Raw genomic sequence first — 23,122 nt, 5'->3', positions numbered from 1 at the left:
CTTCGACCACAGCCGGCACACCCTCTGGGTCCGCAATGTCGACGCAGCGCTCGACGTCCTGACCTTCCACGGCGAAGAAGGCCTGAGCCAACCGTTCCACTACCGCGTGGAATTCACCTGCCCCGAGCACGACCTGGCCGCCCACCAGTTGCTCGGCAAGGACGCCCGTTTCAGCCTGCACGCCGTACCGCAAAAGCTGCCGTTCCTCGGCCTGAGTGTGCCCGAGGTCAAGCCGCTGCGCACGCTGCACGGGGTGATCAGTAGCTTCAAGCGCTTGTCCGGCTCCAACGACGAAGCCCGCTACGAAATCACCCTCGAACCGCGCCTGGCCCTGCTCGGTCGCGGCCGGCAATTTCGCCTGTACCAGCACCAGTCGGTGCCGGAGATCGTCGACCAGATCCTGCGCCGCCGCCACGACTTCCGGGGCCAGGATTTCTTCTTCGACCTGCACCGCAAATACCCCAAACGCGCACAGGTCATGCAATACGGCGAAAGCGACCTGGCCTTCATCGCCCGGCTGCTGGCCGAGGTCGGCATCTGGTACCGCTTCACCAGCGACGAACGCCTGAACATCGACGTGGTCGAGTTCCACGACGACCAGCGCGCCTACCAGTTCGACGTCGAACTGGCGTACCGTCCGCCCGCCGGACTGAGCAGCGGCCAGGATGGCGTGTGGCACCTGCAGACCCACCACCAGGTGGTGGAGCAGCACGTCAACATCCGCGCCTACCAGCCCCTTGACGCCAGCGCCTGGCTCGACGGTGACATCGACCACAGCCGCGGCGCCAAGACCACCTACGGCGAGGCCTACCACTACGCCGAACCCTACAGCGTGCTCGGCGATCCCCTGGCCTTGGACGAAGACCTGCAAAGCGAAAGCGGCTACTTCTACGCACGCCTGCGCCACGAGCGCTACCTCAACGGCCAGACCCAGCTCAGCGGGGTCAGCAGCAGCGCCAGCCTGGCTCCCGGCCAGGTGCTGAAAATCGCCGGCGGTGCACCGCAGGCCTTCGCCCCCGGCGCGGTGATCACCCGGCTAACGACCCACGCCGCGCGCGATGCCAGCTTCGAAGCCCGTTTCGAGGCCATTCCCTACTCGGAAAACGTGTGCTTCCGCCCGCCGTTGCTGGCCAAGCCGCAAATCGCCGGGACCCTGCCGGCCCGCGTCAGCAGCCCGCAGAAACATGATCCTTACGCCGAGATCGACCTGCAAGGGCGCTACCGGGTGCACTTCCTGTTCGACCGCGATCAGTGGCCCGCCGGCCGGGAAAGCGCCTGGCTGCGCCTGGCCCGACCCTACGCCGGCGACACCCACGGCCTGCACCTGCCACTGATCGCCGGCACCGAAGTCGCGGTGGCCTTCGAACAAGGCGACCCGGACCGCCCCTACATCGCCCACGCCCTGCACGACAGCCAGCACCCCGATCACGTGACCCTGGGCAAACGTGACTACACCCGCAACGTACTGCGCACCCCGGCCAACAACAAACTGCGCCTGGAGGACAACCGCGGCCAGGAACACATCAAGCTCAGTACTGAGTATGGCGGCAAGAGCCAGCTGAACCTGGGGCATGTGGTGGATGCCAAGAAGCAGAAACGTGGCGAAGGGTTTGAACTGCGGACTGATGAGTGGGGGGCCATAAGGGGCGGAAAGGGCCTGTTCATCAGTGCCGATGAACAGCCCAAAGCCCAAGGCCAGGTGCTCGACATGAGCGCGGCCATGGGCCGCCTGCAACAGGCCGGCGACCAACTGCAAAACCTCTCCGCCGATGCCCAGGCGAGCCAGGCCGATCCGGCGGATGTGCAGGCGCAACTGAACCTGCTCAAGCAAGACCTGGAGCAGCTCAAGTCGTCCGTCCTGCTGCTCAGTGCGCCCCAGGGCATTGCGCTGAGCAGCGGCAACCATCTGCAACTGGCGGCGCAAAACAACCTGATGCTCAACGCCGGCGGCGAAGCTGACCTCAGCGTGGTCAAGCGTCTGTTCATCGGCGTGGGGCAGGGGGTCAGCCTGTTCGTGCGCAAGCTTGGGATCAAGCTGATCGCTAATCAGGGACCGGTGAGGGTGCAGGCGCAGAACGACACGCTGGAGCTGATGGCCCGGCATGGGCTGCAGATCACCAGCACCGAAGACGAAATCCACATCACCGCCAAGAAGAAAATCACCCTCAACGCCGGCGGCAGTTACATCACTCTGGATCCTTACAGCATCGAATCCGGGACGGAGGGTGACTACACCGTCAAGGCGGCGCATTTCGAGTACAGCGGAGCAGCCAGGCAGGCGCTGGAAATGCCGCCGTTGCCTCAATTGACCGAGCATGAAACCGAGTCTCTAAGGCGTACGGATATCTCTGGCTGACCCCCTTTGCAAGGAGCGAAACACTACATGAGTAACTTGTTCACTTGGCTTTTTGGACGGCGCTCCAGTGACCGGAACTCTCGGTTTGATGTGCGCGATGCCCCGATCTTGCCGACGCCCGACACCCGGCCCGTCCAGTTGTCTCCGGAATCCAGTACCGACGCATTGCAACCGCTGAAAAACTGGAGCCATCCGTTCAAGGACCCGCGCAACCCGCTGCAGCAGTTGACCCACTTGGCCAAGGCGACGGCGGGCTATTATCCGCTGGGGATCAATGGCCTCTGGCACGGCGGCGTGCATTTCGACAGCGGCACCGCCGACGGCCTGGATCAATCCAGCGTGCAGTGCCTGGCCGATGGAGAGGTGGTGGCTTACCGCATCGACCAGCACTCGCCGACCACGGCCTACTGGGTCCACAAGCTGTCCGTAAAGAAACCCTTCTCGCGCAATTTCGTGTTGGTCCGCCATCGCCTGCAAGCGCCGAAGCTCGAGGGCAGCCCGGACACACCGCCGAGCCTGACCTTCTACAGCCTGTACCTGCACCTGCAGGACTGGGCGGTTTACCAGGCGGGTGCCGCACTGGTTCGCCCGGCGTTCTGGCCCGAGGGAGTGGTCCGTCGGGTCAAGGCGACGGTGAACGACGTACGCCCCGGCGACCCGGAGCAACGCGGCCTGAACGTGCGCAACCAGGCGCGGCGGCAGGGCAAGGTGCTCGACCTCCTGCCACGGGGGGCGGAGGTGACGGTCAGCGGCGACGGTGATTACCGCAAGCTAGAGAACACCCTCGGACCGGCCAAGCTGACCAACGCCGAGGGCTCGCTACGCGGCTATGTTTCCATCAGCGATCTGAGGCAGATTGCCGGTGACCAATATCACGTCGCGACACGCTGGGGCTCGCTCGATGTCTACGCCGAACCGAGCCTTCACAGCGCCGTTCTCGAGAAACTCCCGGATGGCACGCAAGTCACGGTCAGCGGTGAAGGCGACTACCGCAAGCTGGAACGCATCGACCAGTACGTGCATTTCAAATCGCTGCAAGGCGCCCTGGAACCGCTGGCGCAGGATCGGGTGGTGGTGCTCGACCGGCCCATCCCGATCAAGGCCGGAGAGTTGATCGGCCACCTTGGCCGGTATCAGGACGGCGGCGCGGACCAGCCAGAAGAGAAGCTGCATCTGGAAGTGTTCAGTGGCGATGACGTCGATTCATTCATCGAAGCCAGTCGAGCCTGGGCCCAGCGCCTGCCGGAGAAAGACAGAACCTGGTTGAAGCTCGCCCAAGGCACCGCTGTGGTGACTCATCAAGAAAATGCCACTGCCGCACAACTGAAAATGTTGAGTGCAGCCAGCCCACTCAGTGCTGCCGACTTGTTAGTCCCCAAAAGCTGGCTTGATGGTCTGCCGGCCAACAGAAAAATCCAGGTGGCCGCGAGCGATAGCCGCAAAGCCAGCAACTGGTATCGCCTGGGTGGGCTGCTGAACGACGCGGACCACAACCTGCTCGACGGCTGGGTGCGCGAAGAGGTGGGCGTCACTCCTTGGGTCAGTCCGTGGTCATGGGAAGGCTATGACCTCATTATCGACTACAGCAGGCCCAAACACGCCATGGCCTCGTTCCTTAGTGCCGTCGACCGTTTCAGTGAAGCGCAACGCGAGCTCTACCGTCCCTTGGCCGACAAAGACGACCAGGGACCGATGAAAAGCCGGTTGTACGACATTATCGACCGCAACCGCGACGGCAAGATGACCGCCGAAGAACTGCAGGCGGCCCTCCGCCTACCGGCCCACGCGCAAGCGATCTCGCAATTGATCATCCGTAAAGAAAGCGAGTGGTTTCACCAGCCGCAGAAGTGGGACGCGCTGGATGAATTACTCGGCCATAGCGGCTCGACTCCGCACTTGAATTGGTTGGCGGAGAAGCAGCGGATCGAGCAACTGAGTTGGTGGAGTGAGGTCGCGGAGAAAGTGGGATTGCCGTCGTGGGGAAAGGCGTATCACTTTCATCCAATTGGCTTGGTAGTGAGGTTTAATGTTGAATGCCCTAAAGAGTGTATTGTTGAAACCTACAAGCTGGAGAGCACCACTGGTTCCCTTGTTGTCTCTAAAGAGTCATTTGAATTGATTCTGGAAAAGGAAGGATATAGTAAATATCCCTATGTGCCAGCTGGGGCGAGCGGAGTTACTGTTGGATATGGGTATGACTTGGGGCAGCAAACGATAGCTCAAGTTCGTCATGATCTTGCCCAAATCTATAGTCAGCCAGATATTGAAGCTCTGATAGTTGCCGTTGGAAAACAAGGTGACCAAGCGAGAAATGTCTTGAGCTCTGTCAGTCATATATCAATAAGCAAAGAAGATTCCATCACCCTTGCTATAATAATGAAAAAACGTTATGCGCAGTTGGTAATCAATACTTACCCCGGAGTAATGGGCTTGCATCCACATTGCCAAGGTGCACTGCTATCACTTGTGGTTAACAGGGGCAATTCTTTTACGCAGCCAAATACCGATTCCCGTTTGGAGATGAAACAAATAAATGATGACTTATTGGATTTTAGTCCAGAAAACATTCCATCTAGGCTTCGCTCGATGAAAAGACTTTGGGTAGGAAAAGCGGGGCTCGGGGGGTTGGTAACTCGCCGAGAAGATGAGGCTAGACTTTTTGAAAAGGGTTTAAAATGCGACTGCTGGGATTAATGGCATATTTCTCTAGCTTTTTTTGGGTTCCACTCGTTGTTGCTAACAGTGATTGCAATCCAAATAGTCCTGTCACTAGGGATATTTTAGAGTGCGCGACCTCTTCATATAAGCGAGTTGACAAGAAGCTTAATGAACAATACGGAATACTGGTATCAGACCCTAAATTTCCTAATAAAAACTTACTTTTGGAAGGGGAGCGGGCGTGGATTAAATACAGAGACGCTCACTGCAATAATGTTTACGATTCTGTATACCCAGGTGATGAGTCTGGAATTGAGAAAATAGGGTGTCTTATTACCTTGACCTCATCAAGATTGGTGGAGTTGGTTTATTTGGAGACAGGAGCAAATGGTGATGGTTTCTACAATGCACTTTCAATCATGAGTAGTGTTTCATCAAAAACAAGGGAGGAAATCCTGTCGTACATTGAAAGCGTGGACCAGTATCCTGAAGAGGCTGAATATTATGAAAAAAATTGTGAGCTGACAGGCCTTGTTCATGCGGAAGAAGGAAAGCTCTGTCGAGCTCGAATGAAATTTCAGGGTATGTAGGTAGAAAAATTGGAGCATTAGAAATAAGTAAGAGGAAAAATATAGTGATGGCGAGACCTTTATTTATATTGGAGCCTACGGGAGAGCAGCTACGAAAATGCTCCATCCCAATCGCAAACGGGAAAATGAGCAGCCTCCATTGTTCCAATCCTTTCGAACTACATTGAGTGAGCACGGGGCTGGGGATTGATAACTCGCCGAGAAGGTGTGGGAAAGCTGTGTGGTCAAACACGGAGTTGAGTTTTTTGAATAGGGATAAAGCATGAAAGGCATCATCCATATTGGTGACATAACAACCAGCGGCCGCACCGTTTTCTCAGGTTCGGTTGTGGTGAAGTTTGCAAGTATCCGTGTGGTTCGTGAGGGAGATCCGGTGCTGTGCCCGATTCCTGGCCATGGCCGTACGGTGATCGCAGAAGGGCATCCAGTGTGTAAAGGCATCGGTATTCCGGTTGCATTTGACGGTCATTTTTGTGCCTGTGATTGTGCATTAATTTCCTCATTGTCTGAAGCGAGGGCGAGTTAGTCATGCCAGTCAGACTGGATAAAGTACCTGCTCTCGCGCTGCGTCCTGGCCGACCTCGCATCTGGCTTTGGCTCGTCTTGCTGTTGCTGTGTTTATTGCTGGGTGTGGGAGGGACGTTATTGTTCGGCGCTCAACCATTGCGCCAGAGGCCTGTTGATTTCTGGAGCTTGGCCTTAGGCCTGCCGATCCTCGGTTGGTGTGTGCTGGGTTTCGTGCGAGTGCTATTTCACATCGGCGAACAGTCTGCCGCCGATGGCTGGGATGAAGCCCGCGAAGAAGACATGATCCGCAAGATTCGTCATGGGCGACGCTCGCAGCAGGTGTTGGGTGTGAGCTTGCATACCGCCTTGCATGATTTAGCGGACGAGCCAACCGCACAACTCGAAGCTTTGCTGAGCGGGACCGAGGCGCTGAAGACGCAACCGTCCAGGATGGACGGTGCAACTGTGAGTCACAGCCGCTTAATTGATGACTCAGGTGAAGACCTGGAAGCGGTGCTGTTGAGTGTATTGGAGCAGAGGCTCGCTGACCTGGCGCCGATCCTGGCGCAAGTGTCTGACGATAAACCTTTGGCCCTGCTACTGGAGGTCGACTGCAGGTTACCAGAAGACCAGTGGCGCCCGGCGTGGCGAAAGATATGGCGAGAGTCCGGCATCCGCCAATCGACGGTACCTGTCGAGGGCAGTGGACTGGCCGCGGTGGATCAGTGGCTCGACCAGCGCATCGGGGATCAGGCCTTGCTGCTGGTGCTGGCAGTGCAGCTTGCACCGGAAAAGCTCGAGGGCACGGCAGAAGTCGCCGTCGGCTTGTTGTTCGGCAATCGTCTGACGCAAACCACCTTGGCGCCGATCGCCTACCTCCACCGTCCTGAGCAAGAGCGCAAGCCCACCGACGCTGATCTGCTCTACGCCACGCGTCAAGCTCTCGACTGGGTGCCGCTTGAAGCGAAGTCAATCGAGCAGGCCTGGCGGGTGGGTATCGATCCACAACGTCATGCCGCCATTGCGACCGTGTTGATTGACGTCCCCATGCCGGTCAAGCAGCCGCGGGGTTTGTGCAACCTCGATGCGTTGCTTGGGCATCCGGGGAAAGCATCACCTTGGCTCGCCATCGGCGCTGCGGTGCAGACGATTGAGCGCGGCGCCGGGCCACAATTCATTTTCAGCGGTGGTGGCCCTGCCACGGCCGGACTCTGGGGCACGGTGTTGATGCCTGTGTCACCACTTTCGAAATAGGAATCTCGAATGCAGTTTCGACGCTCTGTAGGGATGGGTGTGTTGGTTGGCCTGCTGTTGCTGACCGGTGTGATCCTGGGTGTGTTGGTTTGGGACTCCCCTGAATCGCTGGGTCTTGCGGCCGGCAGTGACCGGCAAATGATTTGGAATTGCCCGGTGCGCCCAAGCATGGCCCTCGCAGGCCTCACCCCAAACCTTACTACCCCCTGGGATCTCCCGGCAGAAACCGCCCTGTCACTTTGAAAAACGCCGCTGACGTGCGATCACCGGGGGCGCCGTCGACTTTGACGAAGATCCCCGGGAAAGTATTCAACCAGTTCTGCAAGGCGATGGCTTTTGCCAGTTCGGCGGGATCGGTGGGTTTCTTGTTGGAGTGATTCACGATGATTGGCCGGGCACCTTCAACAGGGGTCGGCTGATCTTCGAAGTCGAGGAATCCGTTCTCCGCCATGCGCCGCAACAATACGGCCGCACCACATTGGGCCGAGACTGCGGTTTCCGACCAGGTGCCGTCGGCAATGTACTTGCCGCTTTTGTAGTGATTGGAAAAACTCCATAGGTAAGGCGTCAACACGTGCGGATGAAAACGCCGATAACCTGTGCCGTTGAACAGTTCCAGTTGAAACAAGGTGCCAGGCAGCGTCCAGTCGGTCGCGGGGCCGAGCTTTTTCATGCGCAAGGCATCGGCTGCGCTTTCAGCCCACTTGAACGGCGGATTGCCCTTGGCCGGCCGGCCTGCCGGAACATGAAAGGTACGGGCCGTGAGCGGGTCGCCATTATGCAAGTGTCCGTCGAAACGCTGGCTGGCCTCCATGTTGTGAATGACCGCCACAAAGCCCCAGGGGACGCCGACCTCGTTGGCAACGCTTTGGTAAGTGTCTCGGTGCTGATTCAGGCGCTCGACCAAGGTATTGACGATGGCCATGCGATCCGGCCGGATCAGGCAGTTATTGAACAGCGTTTGATATTCAGCCCGCAGTGCCGGAGTTAATTTTAATATTGCCATTTTGTGCCTCACTTTTGTTATAAGTAATAAGTGAGAGTGTTGTTGGGTCCAGTATTTAAATACTAGCTCGTGCAAATGGCAGGCGAGGTCAGTTGAATTGACCAAGGGCTGAAAAAGTATTGTTATAAGTGTCTATTGTGCAAAAGAGTTGATACAACTTGTATCGTGCACTTAACACTGATGATTCATTATTGATTGGGTTCTATGTGGATTTGAATTCGCTCCAGGCTCGACAATAACCGAATGCCCATGGCAGGGGATAACCGGCAGGAGGTCAAAACAGCGCGGCCGCTTTCATTCAAATGAAAGCGGCCGCCGTTTTGGGGGTTCTCAGGTGCGGGTGTCTTTGGCCAGCCTGACGCTCAAGTGACCAGCGATACTGCAAGGGTACTCAGCAGTAGCGGTCCAGCAGATTCACGCCGGACTGATTCTGCAGCAGTTTCCATTCCTGGCTCAGGGTCTGAAAGACCTGGCCTATGAAGTCCTTGTCCGCTGCCGCTTTCTTGCCGACATAGCCCTGGCCTCGACGATACATTCTGAGACGGGCGAGCATGCTTTGATGGGCCTTCTCGAATTCACTTTCCTGCGAGTGGGGCGCGAGGCAATCGATATGCACTTCACCCGACTTGCAGATCCACAGTACGTGGCTATCGTGGTTGTCTTTGTGCGATGCGAACAGTCGAGCCAGTTCATCAATAGTGGGTTGATTGTTCAGATTCATTGGTAAGCCCCTTGACCACTCGTTGATCTTGTCTGGTTGGTTCGCTGAAAAGATGTTGCCAAATCAGCCAATCGTTTCCTGAAGCACAATCGGGGCAGGGTGCCCGTCAGGTGCAGATCCAGCCTTGGGCTTGATGGATGTAGCATTGATGAAAAGCGACTACGGGGTACCGTCACAACGAGGAGAAGCAGCGTAAATCCGGATGCCCGTGCTGACCGTTACAAGGTCAGCCACAAGCATCATGAGGACGTCTCGCCAGCGCTTCTCGTCCCTGTACTGGACGGTCCTGCCAGATCAGCTTCATCAATCTGCCTTGTGGGCAGTACATATCAAGGAACAGCTCGGCGGTCTGTCGAGCGTGTTCGTAATCCCATGCCAGCTCTCCCGATCCGAGAGACGAGTCGATAATGCAAAACGACAACCGAGTCGTCAATGCTTTTGTAGTGAATATTTTTATGCACTACATAAAAGCCCCGCGTAGCCTCGGCCTCGCCCCTGAGGTGCTTGTTAGACAGATGCAACCCCAGGGGCAAGGTTCTCAGTTTTTGTCGATATCGACGTTTTTGGTTTCCCGCAGGCAGACCATGCCCACGATCAAACTCACTCCGGTGATCGCCACCGGGTACCACAGCCCGTAGAAGATATCGCCGGTGTACACCACCAGCGCGAAGGACACGGTGGGCAGGAAGCCGCCGAACCAGCCGTTGCCGATGTGGTAGGGCAGGGACATGGAGGTGTAGCGGATGCGGGTCGGGAACAGCTCGACCATCAGCGCCGCCAGCGGGCCGTAGCACATGGCGGCGATACAGGTCAGGGCGACCATCAGCGCGACGATCATCGGTTTGTTGACCTGCTGGGTGTCCGCCCGTTGCGGATAACCCGCCAGGGTCACTGCGCCACGCAGTGCGGCTTCGTCGTAACCGTCGATGCGCACGTCACCGATGCTCACCTGGACACCGCTGCCGGCCGGTGCCGCTGCGCTGCTGTAGGGCAGGCCCTGTTTAACCAGGAAGGTCTTGACCTTGTCGCACGGGCTGTCGAAACGCGCCTTGCCCACCGGGTCGAACTGGAAGGTGCAGGTGGCCGGGTCGGCCAGCACGGTGATCGGTGCCTGACGGCTGGCCAGATCGATTGCCGGGTTGGCGTAGTGGGCAATGGATTTGAAGATCGGGAAGTACAACACGGTCGCCAGCAACAGGCCGAGCATCAGGATCGGCTTACGCCCGACCTTGTCCGACAGCCAGCCAAAGAAGATGAAGAACGGCGCACCGATCACCACGCTGACGATCAGCAGGCCGTTGGCCAGGGCCGGGTCCATTTTCAGGAACTGGGTGAGGAAGAACAGCGTGTAAAACTGTGCGGCATAGAAGGTCACCGCTTGGCCTGCGTTGATGCTGAACAGCGCGATCAGCACAATCTTGAGGTTTTCCCATTTGCCGAAGGACTCGCGGATCGGCGCCTTGGAGATCTTGCCTTCTTCCTTCATTTTCAGGAAGGCCGGCGACTCATGCAGGCTCAGGCGAATCCAGGTGGAAATCCCCAGCAGCACGATCGAAAACAGGAAAGGGATGCGCCAGCCCCAGACTTCGAACTGATCGCCGGTGAAGTAGCGGCAACCGAGCACCACCAGCAGCGACAGCAGCAGGCCAAGGGTCGCGGTGGACTGAATCCAGCTGGTGTGGAATCCGCGCTTGCCGGCCGGAGCGTGCTCGGCGACGTAGGTTGCCGCGCCGCCGTATTCACCGCCCAGGGCCAGGCCCTGGAGCATGCGCAGCACCACCAGGATGATCGGTGCGGCGATGCCGATGCTCGAATAGGTCGGTAGCAGGCCGACACAGAAGGTGGCCAGGCCCATGAGGATGATGGTCGCGAGGAAGGTGTACTTGCGCCCGATCATGTCCCCCAGGCGGCCGAATACCAGCGCACCGAACGGCCGCACGATGAAGCCCGCGGCGAACGCCATCAAGGCAAAGATGAACGCGGTGGTGTCGTTGACCCCGGCGAAAAACTGTTTGCTGATGACCGCCGCGAGGGCGCCGTAGAGGAAGAAGTCATACCACTCGAACACCGTCCCCAGGGACGAGGCGAAGATGACTTTCTGGGTTTCCTTGCTGGTGGTCGCGCCAAGTGTCGCGTCCAGGGGTTGAGCATGTTCTGACATATCGGTATCCCTTACAGTGATTGTTTTTGTTGTTCCACTGTCGCCGCGATGTTCGGCGCCACGATGTCGGTATTGCCTGATGAAATCTGTGTAGGAGCTGCCGCAGGCTGCGATCTTTTGATCTTCGCGCCAGTCCTGGCAACGTGGTGACCGCTGAAAAGATCGCAGCCTGCGCAGGAGCTGCCGCAGGCTGCGATCTTTTGATCTTCGCGCCAGTCCTGGCAACGTGGTGACCGCTGAAAAGATCGCAGCCTGTGTAGGAGCTGCCGCAGGCTGCGATCTTTTGATCTTCGCGCCAGTCCCGGCACCGTGGTGACCGTTGAAAAGATCGCAGCCTGCGGCAGCTCCTACACGTGCGGTTCGGTGAGCAGTTCTTCTTCCGGGGCGAGGCTCCTTGTGTTGGGGGCGAGTATCAGCTGGGCGGCTTTCTCGGCGATCATCAGGGTCGGTGAACAGGTATTGCCCGAGGTGATGCGCGGCATGATCGAGGCGTCGGCGATGCGCAGTCCGGGAATGCCGTGGACGCGCAATTGGGCGTCGACCACGGAGTCCTTGTCGTTGCCCATGCGGCAGGTGCCGACCGGGTGGAAAATCGTCGTGCCGATCCGCGCCGCCGCGTCAAACAGTTGCTCGTCGGTCTGCAAGGCGTCGCCCGGCAGGTATTCGCTGGGCTTGAACTGCGCCAGGGCCGGCGCCGCAACGATGCGCCGGGTCAGGCGAATGGCGTCGGCGGCGACCCGAAGGTCTTCAGGGTGGCTCAGGTAGTTCGGCTGAATCAGCGGTGCCTCCTGGGGATTGGTGGAGCGGATTTCCACCAGGCCGCGGCTCTGTGGACGCAGGTCGCAGACCGACGCGGTAAACGCCGGGAATGCATGCAATGGCTCGCCGAAGCGCTCCAGCGACAGTGGCTGCGCATGGTATTCGAGGTTGGCTGAAGTCTGCTCCGGTCCCGAACGGGCGAACGCCCCCAGTTGACTCGGCGCCATGGACAGCGGGCCGCTGCGGTCATACAGATAGCGCAAACCCATGCCCATCTTGCCCCACAGGCTGCCAGCGATCTGGTTCAGGGTGCGGGCGTTTTGCAGTTTGTAGATCAGCCGCAGCTGTAAGTGATCCTGCAGGTTGCCGCCGACGCCGGGCAGTTCATGAGCGACGCCAATTCCCAAGCGTTGCAGCAAACTACGCGGGCCGATCCCGGAACGTTGCAGGATGCTCGGTGAACCGACGGAGCCGGCGCAGAGGACGATTTCCCGCCGCGCCTTCCAGGTTCTTGGCTGGCCCTGCCAGCGGGCACTGACTGCCGAAGCCCGGCCGTTTTCCAGCAGCACGCGGTCGACTTCGACATCGGTCAGTACCGTCAGGTTGGGTCGGTTGCGGATCGGCTTGAGAAAAGCCTTGGCGGCATTCCAGCGCACGCCGGCCTTCTGGTTGACCTGGAAGTAGCCGCAGCCTTCGTTGTCGCCCCGGTTGAAGTCGTCAATGCTGGCAATGCCGCTTTGTTCGGCCGCCTCGCGGAAGGCATCGAGGATCGGCCACGACAGCCGCTGCCGCTCGATCCGCCATTCGCCGGCAGCGCCATGAAACTCCGAGTCGCCGGCAAAATGGTTTTCGCTCTGGCGGAACAGCGGCAGTACATCCTTCCAGGCCCAGCCAGGATTGCCGTCGGCGGCCCAACTGTCGTAATCGTTGGCCTGGCCGCGCATGTAAATCATGCCATTGATCGATGAACAGCCGCCCAGTACCTTGCCCCGCGGGTAGTTCAGGCTGCGACCTTGCAGGCCGGGTTGCGCTTCGGTCTTGAAGCACCAGTCGGTGCGCGGGTTGCCGATGCAAAACAGATAACCCACGGGGATATGAATCCACGGGTAGTTGTCGCGGCCACCGGCTTCGAGCAGCAGCACCCGATGCTCAGGGTTGGCAGACAGACGATTGGCCAGCAAACAACCGGCCGGCCCGGCGCCCACTACCACATAGTCATATTCATCAACGACAGGCTGCATCCATGACCTCTTCTGTTGTTGTTCTTGTTGTGATTCATCCTAGTTGTTAGCTTTCGCTTAAAGAATGTTAGTTTTTACTCAGTGGCTGTGCGTTTTTAGACAGCTGTACCCCGCGGCGCGTTCAAGGAAGACTCATGTTCGATTGGAATGACCTGCGGTTTTTTCTCGAGTTACAACGTAGCGGCCGTTTGCTCACCGCGGCACGGCGGCTGAACACCACCCATGCCACCGTGGCCCGGCATATCGAGGCCATCGAGAGAAGCCTCGGCACCGCGCTGTTCGTCCAGCACGCGCAGGGCTACCAGTTGACGCCGGCCGGCGAGGCGCTGCTCAAACACGCCGAAGCCATGGAAAACGTGGCCTTGCTGGCACAGGAGGAAATCACCCGGTCCAGTGCGCCCCAGGGCAAAATCCGTCTCGGGGTGACCGAAGGCCTGGGCATCATGTTCCTGGCCAGCCGCATGAACGGCCTGTTCGAGCGCTATCCCGGGCTTGAAGTGGAGTTGGTAGCGGTGCCGCGCTTCGTCAGCATCCTTAACCGCGAAGCGGAAATCAGCATTCACCTCGAGCGCCCGACCGTCGACATGCTGGTCACCCGCAAACTCACCGACTACCGCCTGGCGCTGTATGCCAGCCGCGCCTACCTGGACCGTGCGCCACCGCTGCACAGTCGCGAAGACCTGGCGCAGCATGCCTGGATCGGCTACGTCGATGACTTGCTGTTCAGCCAGGAATTGATGTTCCTCAACAGCTTCTGCCGCAGCCCGCAGGTGGTGTTCCACAGTACCAGTGTGATCGCCCAGCACCAGGCTGCGCGCTCGGGCTTGGGAATAGCCGTGTTGCCGTGCTACATGGCCAGCAATGACCCGGATCTGATTCCGTTGCTGCCGGCCGAGAGCATTCAGCGCAGCTACTGGATCAGCACCCGGCGCGAATTGCACAAGTCGGTGCGGTTGCGGGTGTTGTGGGATTATGTGGTGGAGTTGTGTGAGCGCGAACAGGCTCTGCTGCTCGGCCTGGATCAGGCGCGTTATGGGCTGCGTGGGTAAAGGCTGCTCAATACACCTAAACATTGATCCAGATCAGCTCGGCAAACGCTACCCGCCGTACAACACTCCCAGGCCTTGCGAGCATTTTGACTTACGGCCCGGGAGAAAAATATGATCACTGGTCAATCAACCGCCATAAAACTGGCCACCTTCTGTCCAGACGATGCTGAAGAACACTGGATCGAACCGCTGAAAAACGGCGCTCACGTGCTTATCCGCCCGCTTCAGGAGCAGGATCGTGAGCGCGAGTTTCAGTTCATCAAGCAGTTGTCTGCCGGATCTCGCCGCCTGCGTTTTATGGGGACCTTCAGTGAGGCGGATGGGCCCCTGATGGACCGCATGATGGACCTGGACTATGAAAAGCGCATGGCCTACGTCGCGCTGGTGCACAGGGATGGCCAGTTGCTGGAAATCGGCGTCAGCCGTTACGCCTCGACACCCGGTGCGGGCCAATGCGAATGCGCCATAACGGTCGCCGATGAATGGCAGCGTCTGGGCCTCGGAACCCTGTTGGGCGGGCATTTGATCGATGCCGCGCGGCGCAACGGGTTCAAGATCATGGCCTCGACCGATATGGCGACCAATTACGGCATGCATTGCCTGGCGAGAAACCTTGGTTTCACCAGCCGCTATCCCAGCGAGGGGTTTAGCGAAATCATCCATGAACTCGATCTTGGCAAGTGACTGTCGGTAACGCCTTGCGCAGATTTAAAGGACAGGAGTCAACACAATGGCAAAAATGAAAGCGGCGATCTTCGTCGAGAAAAACCGCATCGTGCTGGACGACAAACCGATTCCCGAGGTGGGTCCGCTGGACGCACTGGTACGTATTACCACCACCACCATCTGCGGCACCGATGTGCATATCCTGCGCGGCGAGTACCCGGTGGCCAAGGGACTGACCATCGGCCATGAACCGGTGGGCGTGATCGAAAAGCTCGGCTCGCAGGTCGTTGGATTCGTCGAAGGGCAACGGGTGATTGCCGGTGCCATCACCCCCAGCGGCCAAAGCTATGCCTGCCTCTGCGGTTGTTCGTCTCAGGACGGTGCGGGGACTCGCCACGGTTTTCGTGCCGCCGGTGGCTGGAAGTTCGGCAATACCATCGACGGCTGTCAGGCGGAATATGTGTTGGTGCCGGATGCCATTGCCAACCTGTGCCCGATTCCCGACAACCTCAGTGATGAACAAGTGCTGATGTGTCCGGACATCATGTCCACAGGCTTTTCCGGCGCGCAAAGAGGCAAGGTCGAGATTGGCGATACGGTCGCCGTGTTCGCCCTGGGTCCCATCGGCCTGTGTGCCATCGCCGGTGCACGGCTCATGGGCGCCACCACCATTATCGGTATCGATACCTTGCCCGCACGCTTGGGTGTCGCCCGCCAGTTGGGCGCGACCCATACTGTCGACTTCAAGGACGGCAATGTGGTCGAGCGCATCATGGCCATCACCCATGGTCGCGGGGTTGATGTGGCCATTGAAGCCCTGGGAACCCAGGGCACCTTCGAATCGGCGCTGCGGGTGTTGCGCCCCGGCGGTACCTTATCGAGTCTTGGGGTCTATTCGTCGGACCTGCGCATCCCCCTCGATGCATTCGCCGCAGGGCTGGGCGACCTGAGCATCGTGACCACGCTGTGCCCCGGCGGGAAAGAACGCATGCGGCGCTTGATGGAAGTGGTTGCCTGTGGCCAGGTCGATCTCAAACCCCTGGTGACCCATCGCTTCAAACTCGATGACATCGAAGCGGCTTACGAGCTGTTCGCCAGCCAGCGCGATGGCGTGCTGAAGGTCGCCATTACGCCTTGAAAACACCGCTGCGTTTCAGCCGTCGAGGGCCTCAGTCGAGAATCTCGAACGCGCTGCTGGCAAGCGTTCGCCGTTCACCAGGATGTGCACGGCGTGCTTGCCGGCATAGTGCTTGCGGGTGGTCAGCTGGCGAATGTGCTGGGCCCGGCTGATGTTTTCCCTGGCATTGGCAGCCAGGGTCAGGCCCTTGAGTTTGAAGACTTTCGCCGAGGTGCTGCCTGAGGCTTTGACGTAATCGAGCCTTCGCTGGCCAGGCGCCGGACATGCTCGTTGTCGTCCAGCGACCACTGGTTCATCAGCGCCAGGGCGCGCTCAAAGTCGCTTTGCAGTAAATGCCGGTGGAGTCCTTGGTTGTTTGTTACCTGATAGACCGCGTCATCGTCCATCACGAGCAAGCTCGCTCCCACACTGGATCTCTATTTGTCACCCATTCTGCATCCTGCACAGAATGTGGGAGCGGGCTTGCTCGCGATGAGGCCCTCATATCCACCATCAAACCCTTGCTCACCCCTTGGACTGTTCCTCCAGCTGATCCGCTTCGAACAACCGCGCCAGTTCGCCCCTGGCTTCCTGGGCGGTTTGCTGGACCTTGGCGGCATCGTCATAGACTGCATGCTGGGCCTCCAGCACCTGTTCGTCGTGGTGGGTGAAGCGCTTGATGCGGGCATCGGCCTGGGTCTGGCTCAGGCCGAGCCCGACCAGGGTGCGCCGACTCATTTCCAGGCTCGAATAGTAGGTTTCCCGCACCGCTTGCGCGCCGACATCCACCAGCCGATGAACGTGCTGACGGTTGCGCGCGCGGGCGATGATTTTCATGTGCGGGTAGAGTTTGCGCACCAGTTCGGCGGTCTTGATATTGGTGTCCGGGTCGTCGGTGGCGATCACGAAAAATTCCGCCTGCTCGACCTTGGCGGCCTTGAGAATCTCCGGGCGCATCGGGTCGCCGTAGAACACCGGCACCCCGCCAAAACTGCGGGACAGTTCAATGGTCTCCACCGAAGTGTCGAGGGCCACGAACTTGATGTTCTGCGCCCGCAGGATCCGCGCGACGATCTGCCCCATGCGGCCCATGCCGGCGATCACCACCCGCGGCGCATCCGTCTCGATTTCGCGGAATTCCGGCGGCATGCTCAGCGGTTTGACTGCCGGCTTGACCAGCCGCGCACACAACAGCAGCAAGAGTGGCGTCAGGGCCATGGACAGGGTAATGGTCAGCACCAGCAGGTCGTACAGATGGGGCTCGAACAGGCCCTGATCGCGGCCGATCTTGAACACCACGAAGGCGAATTCACCACCGGCCGCCAGCACGATGCCCAGGCGTATGGCATTGACTCGACCCAGTCCGCCGGCCAGCCGTCCGACAACGAACAGCAACGGCAATTTGATCAGGATCAGCAACACAGTCAGCCCCAATACCGCGGCCGGTGCGCTGAACAACAGGCTGATGTTGGCGCCCATGCCGACGCTGATAAAAAACAGCCCCAGCAGCAATCCCTTGAAGGGTTCGATCTGCGCTTCCAGTTCGTGTCGGTATTCCGAGTCGGCCAGCAGCAAACCGGCGAGGAACGCGCCCAGTGCCATGGAGACACCCACCAGGTCCATCAGCCACGCCGTGCCGATCACCACCAGCAGCGCGGTGGCGGTGGAGACTTCCGGCAGACCGGTCTTGGCCACCACGCGAAACACCGGGCGCAGCAGATAACGCCCGCCGATCACCACCACGGCGATGCTGCCGAGCACCTGCAGGCCGTGATTCAAGTCCTGGGCGGCGGTGGTGCTGTGATCACCGCCGGCCAGCAGCGGCACCATGGCGATCAAGGGAATCGCGGCGATGTCCTGGAACAGCAGAATGGCGAACGCCAGTCGCCCGTGAGGGCTGGTCAGCTCCTTGCGCTCGGCCAGGCTCTGCAGGCCAAACGCGGTGGACGACAATGCCAGGCCCAGGCCCAGCACGATGGCGCTGTTGAGTGGCTGGCCGAAGACGAACAAAGCCAGGACGCCGATCACCGACCCGGTCAGCAACACCTGCGCCAGGCCCACGCCGAACACCGATTTGCGCATCACCCACAGCCGTCGTGGCGAGAGCTCCAGGCCGATGATGAACAGCAGCAGCACCACCCCCAGTTCGGAGATATGGCTGACGCTTTGTGGGTTGCCGATCAGCCCCAGCACCGACGGGCCGATGATCACCCCGGCGAACAGATAGCCCAGCACCGCCCCCAATTGCAGGCGCTTGGCCAAGGGAACGGCCAGCACCGCCGCAAACAGAAAAACCACGGCGGCTTGCAATAGGTTGCCTTCATGGGGCATGACTGACTCCTGGGTGTTTCGCACAATTGATGCAGACTGGCGCGGCCAGTCCTGGTTGAGTGCGGATTCTACCGGGGTAGGGGGGATAGTGCAGCGGGTTGTAGGAGCGAGCTTGCTCGCGATGGACGTTAACGATAACGCGTATCTATTGAATAAACGCGCTGCCCTTGAGTCCATCGCGAGCAAGCTCGCTCCTACAACCCAACCGATACTGGTTGTTCCCGCTGCGCTTGGCCTCGTACATCGCCAAGTCGGCGATGTGGATGAGTTTGTCCATGCTCGGGGCATGGTCGGGGAACACCGCGACACCGAGGCTGGTGCCGATGTGCCGCTGGTCATTGCCAATGGTGACGGGGGGCGATAGTTCGATGAAGATTTTCTCGCAAATGCTGTGGGCCTCGTCTTGCAGGCTCTTGCCCTGGGGCAGGCCTTCGAGAATGACCACGAACTCGTCGCCGCCGATGCGGGCGACGGTGTCGGTTGAACGGAGGATTTTCTTCAGGCGGGTAGCGGTGGTAACCAGCACCCGGTCTCCGGCGGCGTGGCCGAAATGGTCATTGATTTCTTTGAAACTGTTGAGGTCGACAAACACCAGTATCACCCGTGTATCGTTCAGCCGTGCCTGTTCCAGGGCCTTGGACAAGCGGGCCTCGAGGGCCAGGCGGTTGGGCAGTCCGGTCAGCAGATCGAAGTGTGCCAAGTGCTGGAGTTGGCTGGCCGAGGCCCTTTCCTCGGTAATGTCGCGGACCACGCCCATCATTTTTACCGTCGAATCGTCGGTGTTTTTCACCACGTTGCCGGTTTCCCGCAGCCAATGAATGCTGCCGTCCGGCCAGATGACCCGGTATTCCTCGTCGTGGTTATCGCCAGTTTCAAGGCAGCGCAACTCACCGGCCCGCACCTGAGCCCGGTCCTCCGGGTGCACGCAGCTGCAGAACAGTTCATAGGAGGGCGTCACTTCGCCAACCTTGTAGCCGAACATGCCGTAGATCGCCTCTGACCAATACAGCTGCTCGGTATCGACATCCCAGTCCCAAGTGCCGATGCGGGCGAAATACTGGCTGCGTTTATAGCGCTCGGCATCCTCTGGCGAGTGACCGTACTGCTTGCTGCGATGAACCAGCACGATGGAATTGGCGCTGTCGGTCGCGGGCAAGCGAGTGACCTCGATCGCCCGCTGTTGGCCATTGGCGCGGGTGGCGAGGGTGCGTTGACGTTGCTCCAGGGTTTCATTCAAGTGCGGCAACCAACTGGACAGAGGCGAGCCGACCAGGAGAGCGTCGTCGCTATCCAGCAGTCGTGCTGCCGCGCTGTTCTGCTGCTGGATAAGGCCATCGGCATTGACCAGGATCACCCCGTCCGGCAGGCTTTCGAGCAGTTCCCGATACTGGGCCAGACGATGTTGCAGGCTGCGCTCGTGACGAACCCATACGGCAACTGCCGCCAGTATCAGGAGAACCGCGCAAAGGCTGAGCCAGGCATAGGTCATGTGAGTGAAAACGACATGGTGTATTGAAACTCTGGGAGTAATGGCTGTCGGCTATCTTAATCCACACCCTGGAGTACAACAGGTTTTTCCCGAAAGCCGCGAAACAGTTGTGGCGCTCATGAAGGTTGCCAACCCGCGAAAATTCTGGGAAAACCCTGCATCTGGAGCCATCCAGGGCTACCGAATCAACGAGAGTGAGCAATGAGCAGCGAATTGCAGGTGACAGACATTCAACTGGGCGACGGTAAAGAAGTGGTCAAAGGCGCCTTGATTACCACCCAATACCGCGGTTTTCTCGAGGATGGCACCCCGTTCGACTCCTCCTATGAGCGCGGCAAGCCGTTCCAGTGCGTGATTGGCACCGGTCGGGTGATCAAGGGCTGGGACCTCGGACTGATGGGCATGCGAGTCGGCGGCAAGCGCAAACTCTGGGTGCCGGCGCATCTGGCCTACGGCGTACGCTCGATGGGCGCGATCACGCCCAATTCGGACCTGACCTTCGAAATCGAGTTGCTGGAAGTGCTGACCCGGGACGATTGATCGGTATCTACACGTTCGTAGCAGCTGCCGAGCCTTGCGAGGCTGCGTTCGGCCGCGAAGCGGTCGTTAAACCAGGCAGCGCGTTCTTTCAGGCAAACCGCGTACGCAAGATTTGCGAGGACTTCGTCCTCGAACGCAGCCTCGCAGGCTCGGCAGCTGCTACGGGTCGTTAAATCAGGCAACGGGTTCTTTCGAGCAAGCCGCGTACGCAGGCTTTGCGAGGACTTCGGTCGAGCGCGACCCCGGCTCGAACGCAGCCTCGCAGGCTCGGCAGCTGCTACGAACTCAGCCAATGTTGTGTAGATACCTATACCCATCGAGGAGATGGAAAAGAGCTCATTGCTCCGGGGCGACGACGCGGAATTTGATCAGGATTTCATTGGATATGATCCCGATATCCGCCCATTCGCCTTCACCAATGCTGAAATCGGCGCGGTTGAGGATGAACTCGCCACTGAATACGCCGATGGAGTGCTGCGGTTTCAAAACCACCAGCGCCTTGACGTCGCGGGTGCGGCCCTTGAGGGCGAGTTTGCCGCTAATCTGATAGCGGTTGTTGTCGAGTACCTTGACGCTGCTCGATTCGAACTTCGCCAGCGGATACACCGCCGTGTTGAACCAGGCGGGTTTCTGCAGCTCGCTGTTGGCGTCGCTGGTGCCGGCGTCGATGCTGTCGAGCTGGATGGTCAGCTCGGCGTGGGCCGCCGTGGGGTTGGCCGAGTCGAAGTCGAGTGTGGCGTCGAACTTGCCGAACGTGCCATACACCCGCGCACCCATTTGGGTATAGGTGAAGGAAATCTGGCTGGCAACGGGATTCACTTGCTTGTAGTGGACCGCCTGGGCACCGGTCTGGGGCCCGAGCATGAGCGCGGCGACCAGGGCGGCAGAACGCAGGAACCGATCATTCATAGAACTCTCCGGTCGGAGCACGAGCTTCATTAACTGAAATACCCTGGGTCAGCCCTTGTTCCTGAGCGGCAGCATGCGCGTGAGCACGTCGTTGCGATCGATGAAGTGATGCTTGAGCGCAGCGCTCGTATGGACGATCACCAAGCCCACCAAGAGGTAGTTAAGCACCTCATGCAGCTCCTGCAGACGTTCACCCAGTGCGGCGTCTTTGTCCAGCACGTCCGGCAGCGGCAGTACCCCGAACCAGGCAGTCTGGAAACCTTGTGCCGAACTCATCAGCCAGCCGCTGAGGGGAATCGCGATCATCAGTGCATACAGCAGCCAGTGCATGACCACGGAGGTGAAGCGTAATACCGCGGGTATGCTCGTCGGCAACGGTGGAGGGGGATACAGCAAGCGCCAGGCGAGACGCAGCAGCACCAGCAGAAACAGGGTCACGCCGGCCCACTTGTGCCATGAGTAGAGCTTCAGCTTGGTCGGCGACAGCGCAAGATCGGGCATATAGAAGCCAATCGCGAAGGCGCCGATCAGCCCCAGAGCCATCAGCCAGTGGAAAGCAATCGCGGTGGCCGTGTAACGCTGATTCATGAGTGTTGCGCCTCGACGGCCGGGTTCCCGGGAAAACCAGCGATGAGCCTGTAGACCCTGGCCATATCGGGTGACCGGCAGCTGTTTACCAGCCCTTGACCCCACTCATATCCGGCAGTTTGTGTGCGATGCCCTTGTGGCAGTCGATACAGGTCGCCTGGCCAGCGGCGAGGGACGTGGAATGCATGTTCGCGGCGCGCTTGCTCTGGCGGGTGAAGTCCATGAACTGGAAGTTGTGGCAGTTGCGGCACTCCAGCGAATCATTGGCCTTGAGCCTGGCCCACTCGTGCTCGGCCAGTTCACGGCGCATCCCGAGGAATTTGTCGCGGGTACTGATGGTGCCGAAAATCTTGCCCCAGACCTCTTTGGAGGCCTGCATCTTGCGCGCGATCTTGTGGGTCCATTCGTGGGGCACGTGGCAGTCCGGGCAGGTGGCGCGTACGCCGGAGCGGTTGCTGTAGTGAATGGTCTCCTGCAGTTCGACAAATACGTTGTCGCGCATTTCGTGGCAGGAGGTGCAGAACTTCTCGGTATTGCTCGCTTCGAGCGCGGTGTTGAAGCCACCCCAGAAGATGACCCCGGCGATAAACCCGCCGAGTGTGAGGAACCCCAGGCTGTAATGGACGCTGGGACGACGCAGGACGCCCCAGTAGTCCTTGAGCAGGGCGAGCAATGATTTCATGACCTCTCCTCAGGGTTTCGCTGGCGCACTGGCTTCGTCTTGCAATACTTTGTCGATGTTCTCGAAACTGTTGCCCACCAGGGGCGCGACCTCTTTTTGCGGGACATGGCACTGATTGCAGAAGTAGCGGCGCGGCGAGACCGCGGCAAGTGCCTGGCCGTCGCGATCCATATAGTGGGTGATGCTGACCATGGGTGCCTGGCTGCGCGCGCTGTTGGCGCGGCTGTGGCAGGACAGGCACTTGTTGCTGTTCTTGTCGATATGATAACCGCGGATGGTGTGGGGAATGGTCGGCGGCTGGTCCGGGTAATTGCGCTCGCGTTTGAGGTCCTTGTTCTCGTCGTTCGCGATGGGTGGCGTTGGCTGGTTTTGCGTCAGTATTCCGCCGGGTCGACGGCCGTCCGGCCCGGGAGCGTCCAGCGGGTAGTCGAACTGGGCCGCGACCGCCAGGCCGAAGGTGGCGAGCAACAGCACGGGTAGCAAGCGGTAACTCATGAA

General features: G+C 59.5%; 20 protein-coding genes and 1 pseudogene. 10 read left to right on the top strand and 11 right to left on the bottom strand.

Translation table 11 applies throughout. From position 1 onward, the window contains the following. From F8N21_RS04375 to F8N21_RS04355, 5 genes are all read left to right on the top strand, one after another. Positions 1-2,356 (top strand): type VI secretion system Vgr family protein (locus F8N21_RS04375; RefSeq protein WP_150640961.1); only part of this gene is annotated, 2,356 nt, incomplete at its 5' end. Positions 2,357-2,383: 27 nt separating this feature from the next. Beyond that, positions 2,384-5,050: a hypothetical protein gene (locus tag F8N21_RS04370; protein ID WP_150640960.1), complete on the top strand. Its 2,667-nt coding sequence runs from the start codon at positions 2,384-2,386 to the stop codon at positions 5,048-5,050. Continuing rightward, positions 5,032-5,604: a lysozyme inhibitor LprI family protein gene (locus F8N21_RS04365; RefSeq protein ID WP_150640959.1), complete on the top strand. Its 573-nt coding sequence runs from the start codon at positions 5,032-5,034 to the stop codon at positions 5,602-5,604. Before F8N21_RS04370 ends, F8N21_RS04365 begins: the two co-directional genes overlap by 19 nt. 262 nt (positions 5,605-5,866) lie before the next feature. Beyond that, positions 5,867-6,130, top strand: coding sequence for a PAAR domain-containing protein (locus F8N21_RS04360; RefSeq protein WP_150640958.1), 264 nt, complete (start codon positions 5,867-5,869; stop codon positions 6,128-6,130). Positions 6,131-6,297: 167 nt separating this feature from the next. After that, a complete protein-coding gene (locus F8N21_RS04355; RefSeq protein WP_318184088.1) occupies positions 6,298-7,365 on the top strand; it encodes a hypothetical protein in 1,068 nt (355 codons plus the stop codon). Positions 7,366-7,564: 199 nt separating this feature from the next. Here F8N21_RS04355 and F8N21_RS04350 read toward each other — a convergent pair whose 3' ends face one another. The 4 genes from F8N21_RS04350 to F8N21_RS04335 all read right to left on the bottom strand — a co-directional run bounded on the left by F8N21_RS04350 (position 7,565) and on the right by F8N21_RS04335 (position 13,253). Then, positions 7,565-8,371 carry a hypothetical protein gene (locus F8N21_RS04350; RefSeq protein WP_150640956.1) on the bottom strand — a complete coding sequence of 269 codons (807 nt, stop codon included), beginning with the start codon at positions 8,369-8,371 and terminating at the stop codon, positions 7,565-7,567. A 391-nt stretch (positions 8,372-8,762) separates the two neighbouring features. Then, positions 8,763-9,092 (bottom strand): hypothetical protein, encoded by a 330-nt coding sequence (locus F8N21_RS04345; RefSeq protein WP_150640955.1) that lies wholly within the window; start codon positions 9,090-9,092, stop codon positions 8,763-8,765. 538 nt (positions 9,093-9,630) lie between these two features. Further along, on the bottom strand, positions 9,631-11,253 hold the full coding sequence (locus F8N21_RS04340) for an MFS transporter (protein ID WP_150640954.1): 1,623 nt from the start codon (positions 11,251-11,253) through the stop codon (positions 9,631-9,633). A gap of 347 nt (positions 11,254-11,600) precedes the next feature. Next, on the bottom strand, positions 11,601-13,253 hold the full coding sequence (locus tag F8N21_RS04335) for a GMC family oxidoreductase (protein WP_150640953.1): 1,653 nt from the start codon (positions 13,251-13,253) through the stop codon (positions 11,601-11,603). A gap of 134 nt (positions 13,254-13,387) precedes the next feature. Here F8N21_RS04335 and F8N21_RS04330 point away from each other — a divergent pair, with 134 nt between their 5' ends. The 3 genes from F8N21_RS04330 to F8N21_RS04320 all read left to right on the top strand — a co-directional run bounded on the left by F8N21_RS04330 (position 13,388) and on the right by F8N21_RS04320 (position 16,106). Continuing rightward, positions 13,388-14,302: a LysR family transcriptional regulator gene (locus F8N21_RS04330; protein WP_150640952.1), complete on the top strand. Its 915-nt coding sequence runs from the start codon at positions 13,388-13,390 to the stop codon at positions 14,300-14,302. A 111-nt stretch (positions 14,303-14,413) separates the two neighbouring features. Beyond that, the gene (locus F8N21_RS04325; RefSeq protein WP_150640951.1) at positions 14,414-14,986 is read left to right on the top strand and encodes a GNAT family N-acetyltransferase; all 573 of its coding nucleotides are present in this window, start codon (positions 14,414-14,416) and stop codon (positions 14,984-14,986) included. Between the two features lie 46 nt (positions 14,987-15,032). After that, entirely contained in the window at positions 15,033-16,106 is a 1,074-nt protein-coding gene (locus F8N21_RS04320) for an NAD(P)-dependent alcohol dehydrogenase (protein WP_150640950.1), read from the top strand. 31 nt (positions 16,107-16,137) lie between these two features. On the opposite strand, the pseudogene F8N21_RS04315 reads toward F8N21_RS04320, so the two are convergent. The 3 genes and pseudogenes from F8N21_RS04315 to F8N21_RS04305 form a co-directional block, all read right to left on the bottom strand. Further along, positions 16,138-16,346, bottom strand: a pseudogene (locus tag F8N21_RS04315) (DNA alkylation repair protein); the annotation flags it as partial. Positions 16,347-16,610: 264 nt separating this feature from the next. Further along, a complete protein-coding gene (locus F8N21_RS04310) occupies positions 16,611-18,416 on the bottom strand; it encodes a monovalent cation:proton antiporter-2 (CPA2) family protein (protein WP_150640949.1) in 1,806 nt (601 codons plus the stop codon). A gap of 145 nt (positions 18,417-18,561) precedes the next feature. Beyond that, positions 18,562-19,905, bottom strand: coding sequence for a sensor domain-containing diguanylate cyclase (locus F8N21_RS04305; protein WP_150640948.1), 1,344 nt, complete (start codon positions 19,903-19,905; stop codon positions 18,562-18,564). Positions 19,906-19,909: 4 nt separating this feature from the next. Here F8N21_RS04305 and F8N21_RS04300 point away from each other — a divergent pair, with 4 nt between their 5' ends. Both F8N21_RS04300 and F8N21_RS04295 read left to right on the top strand, forming a co-directional pair. Then, positions 19,910-20,110, top strand: a complete 201-nt coding sequence (locus F8N21_RS04300; RefSeq protein ID WP_150640947.1) for a hypothetical protein — start codon at positions 19,910-19,912, stop codon at positions 20,108-20,110. Further along, complete coding sequence (locus F8N21_RS04295; RefSeq protein WP_150640946.1) at positions 20,107-20,445, top strand: FKBP-type peptidyl-prolyl cis-trans isomerase; 339 nt, start codon at positions 20,107-20,109, stop codon at positions 20,443-20,445. Before F8N21_RS04300 ends, F8N21_RS04295 begins: the two co-directional genes overlap by 4 nt. Positions 20,446-20,781: 336 nt before the next feature. On the opposite strand, the gene F8N21_RS04290 is transcribed toward F8N21_RS04295, so the two are convergent. From F8N21_RS04290 to F8N21_RS04275, 4 genes are all read right to left on the bottom strand, one after another. Beyond that, complete coding sequence (locus F8N21_RS04290; protein WP_150640945.1) at positions 20,782-21,354, bottom strand: YceI family protein; 573 nt, start codon at positions 21,352-21,354, stop codon at positions 20,782-20,784. A 48-nt stretch (positions 21,355-21,402) separates the two neighbouring features. After that, positions 21,403-21,942: a cytochrome b gene (locus F8N21_RS04285; RefSeq protein WP_150640944.1), complete on the bottom strand. Its 540-nt coding sequence runs from the start codon at positions 21,940-21,942 to the stop codon at positions 21,403-21,405. An 85-nt stretch (positions 21,943-22,027) separates the two neighbouring features. Beyond that, on the bottom strand, positions 22,028-22,624 hold the full coding sequence (locus tag F8N21_RS04280; protein WP_150640943.1) for a cytochrome c3 family protein: 597 nt from the start codon (positions 22,622-22,624) through the stop codon (positions 22,028-22,030). 9 nt (positions 22,625-22,633) lie between these two features. Further along, the gene (locus F8N21_RS04275) at positions 22,634-23,119 is read right to left on the bottom strand and encodes a nitrate reductase cytochrome c-type subunit (RefSeq protein ID WP_150640942.1); all 486 of its coding nucleotides are present in this window, start codon (positions 23,117-23,119) and stop codon (positions 22,634-22,636) included. Positions 23,120-23,122 lie beyond the last annotated feature (3 nt).

The sequence above is a fragment of the Pseudomonas fluorescens genome (assembly GCF_902497895.1).
In the GTDB taxonomy this organism is placed as follows: domain Bacteria; phylum Pseudomonadota; class Gammaproteobacteria; order Pseudomonadales; family Pseudomonadaceae; genus Aquipseudomonas; species Aquipseudomonas fluorescens_BP.
Note: the sequence above shows the minus strand (reverse complement) of the source record. Positions and strands in the feature narration are given on the sequence as shown.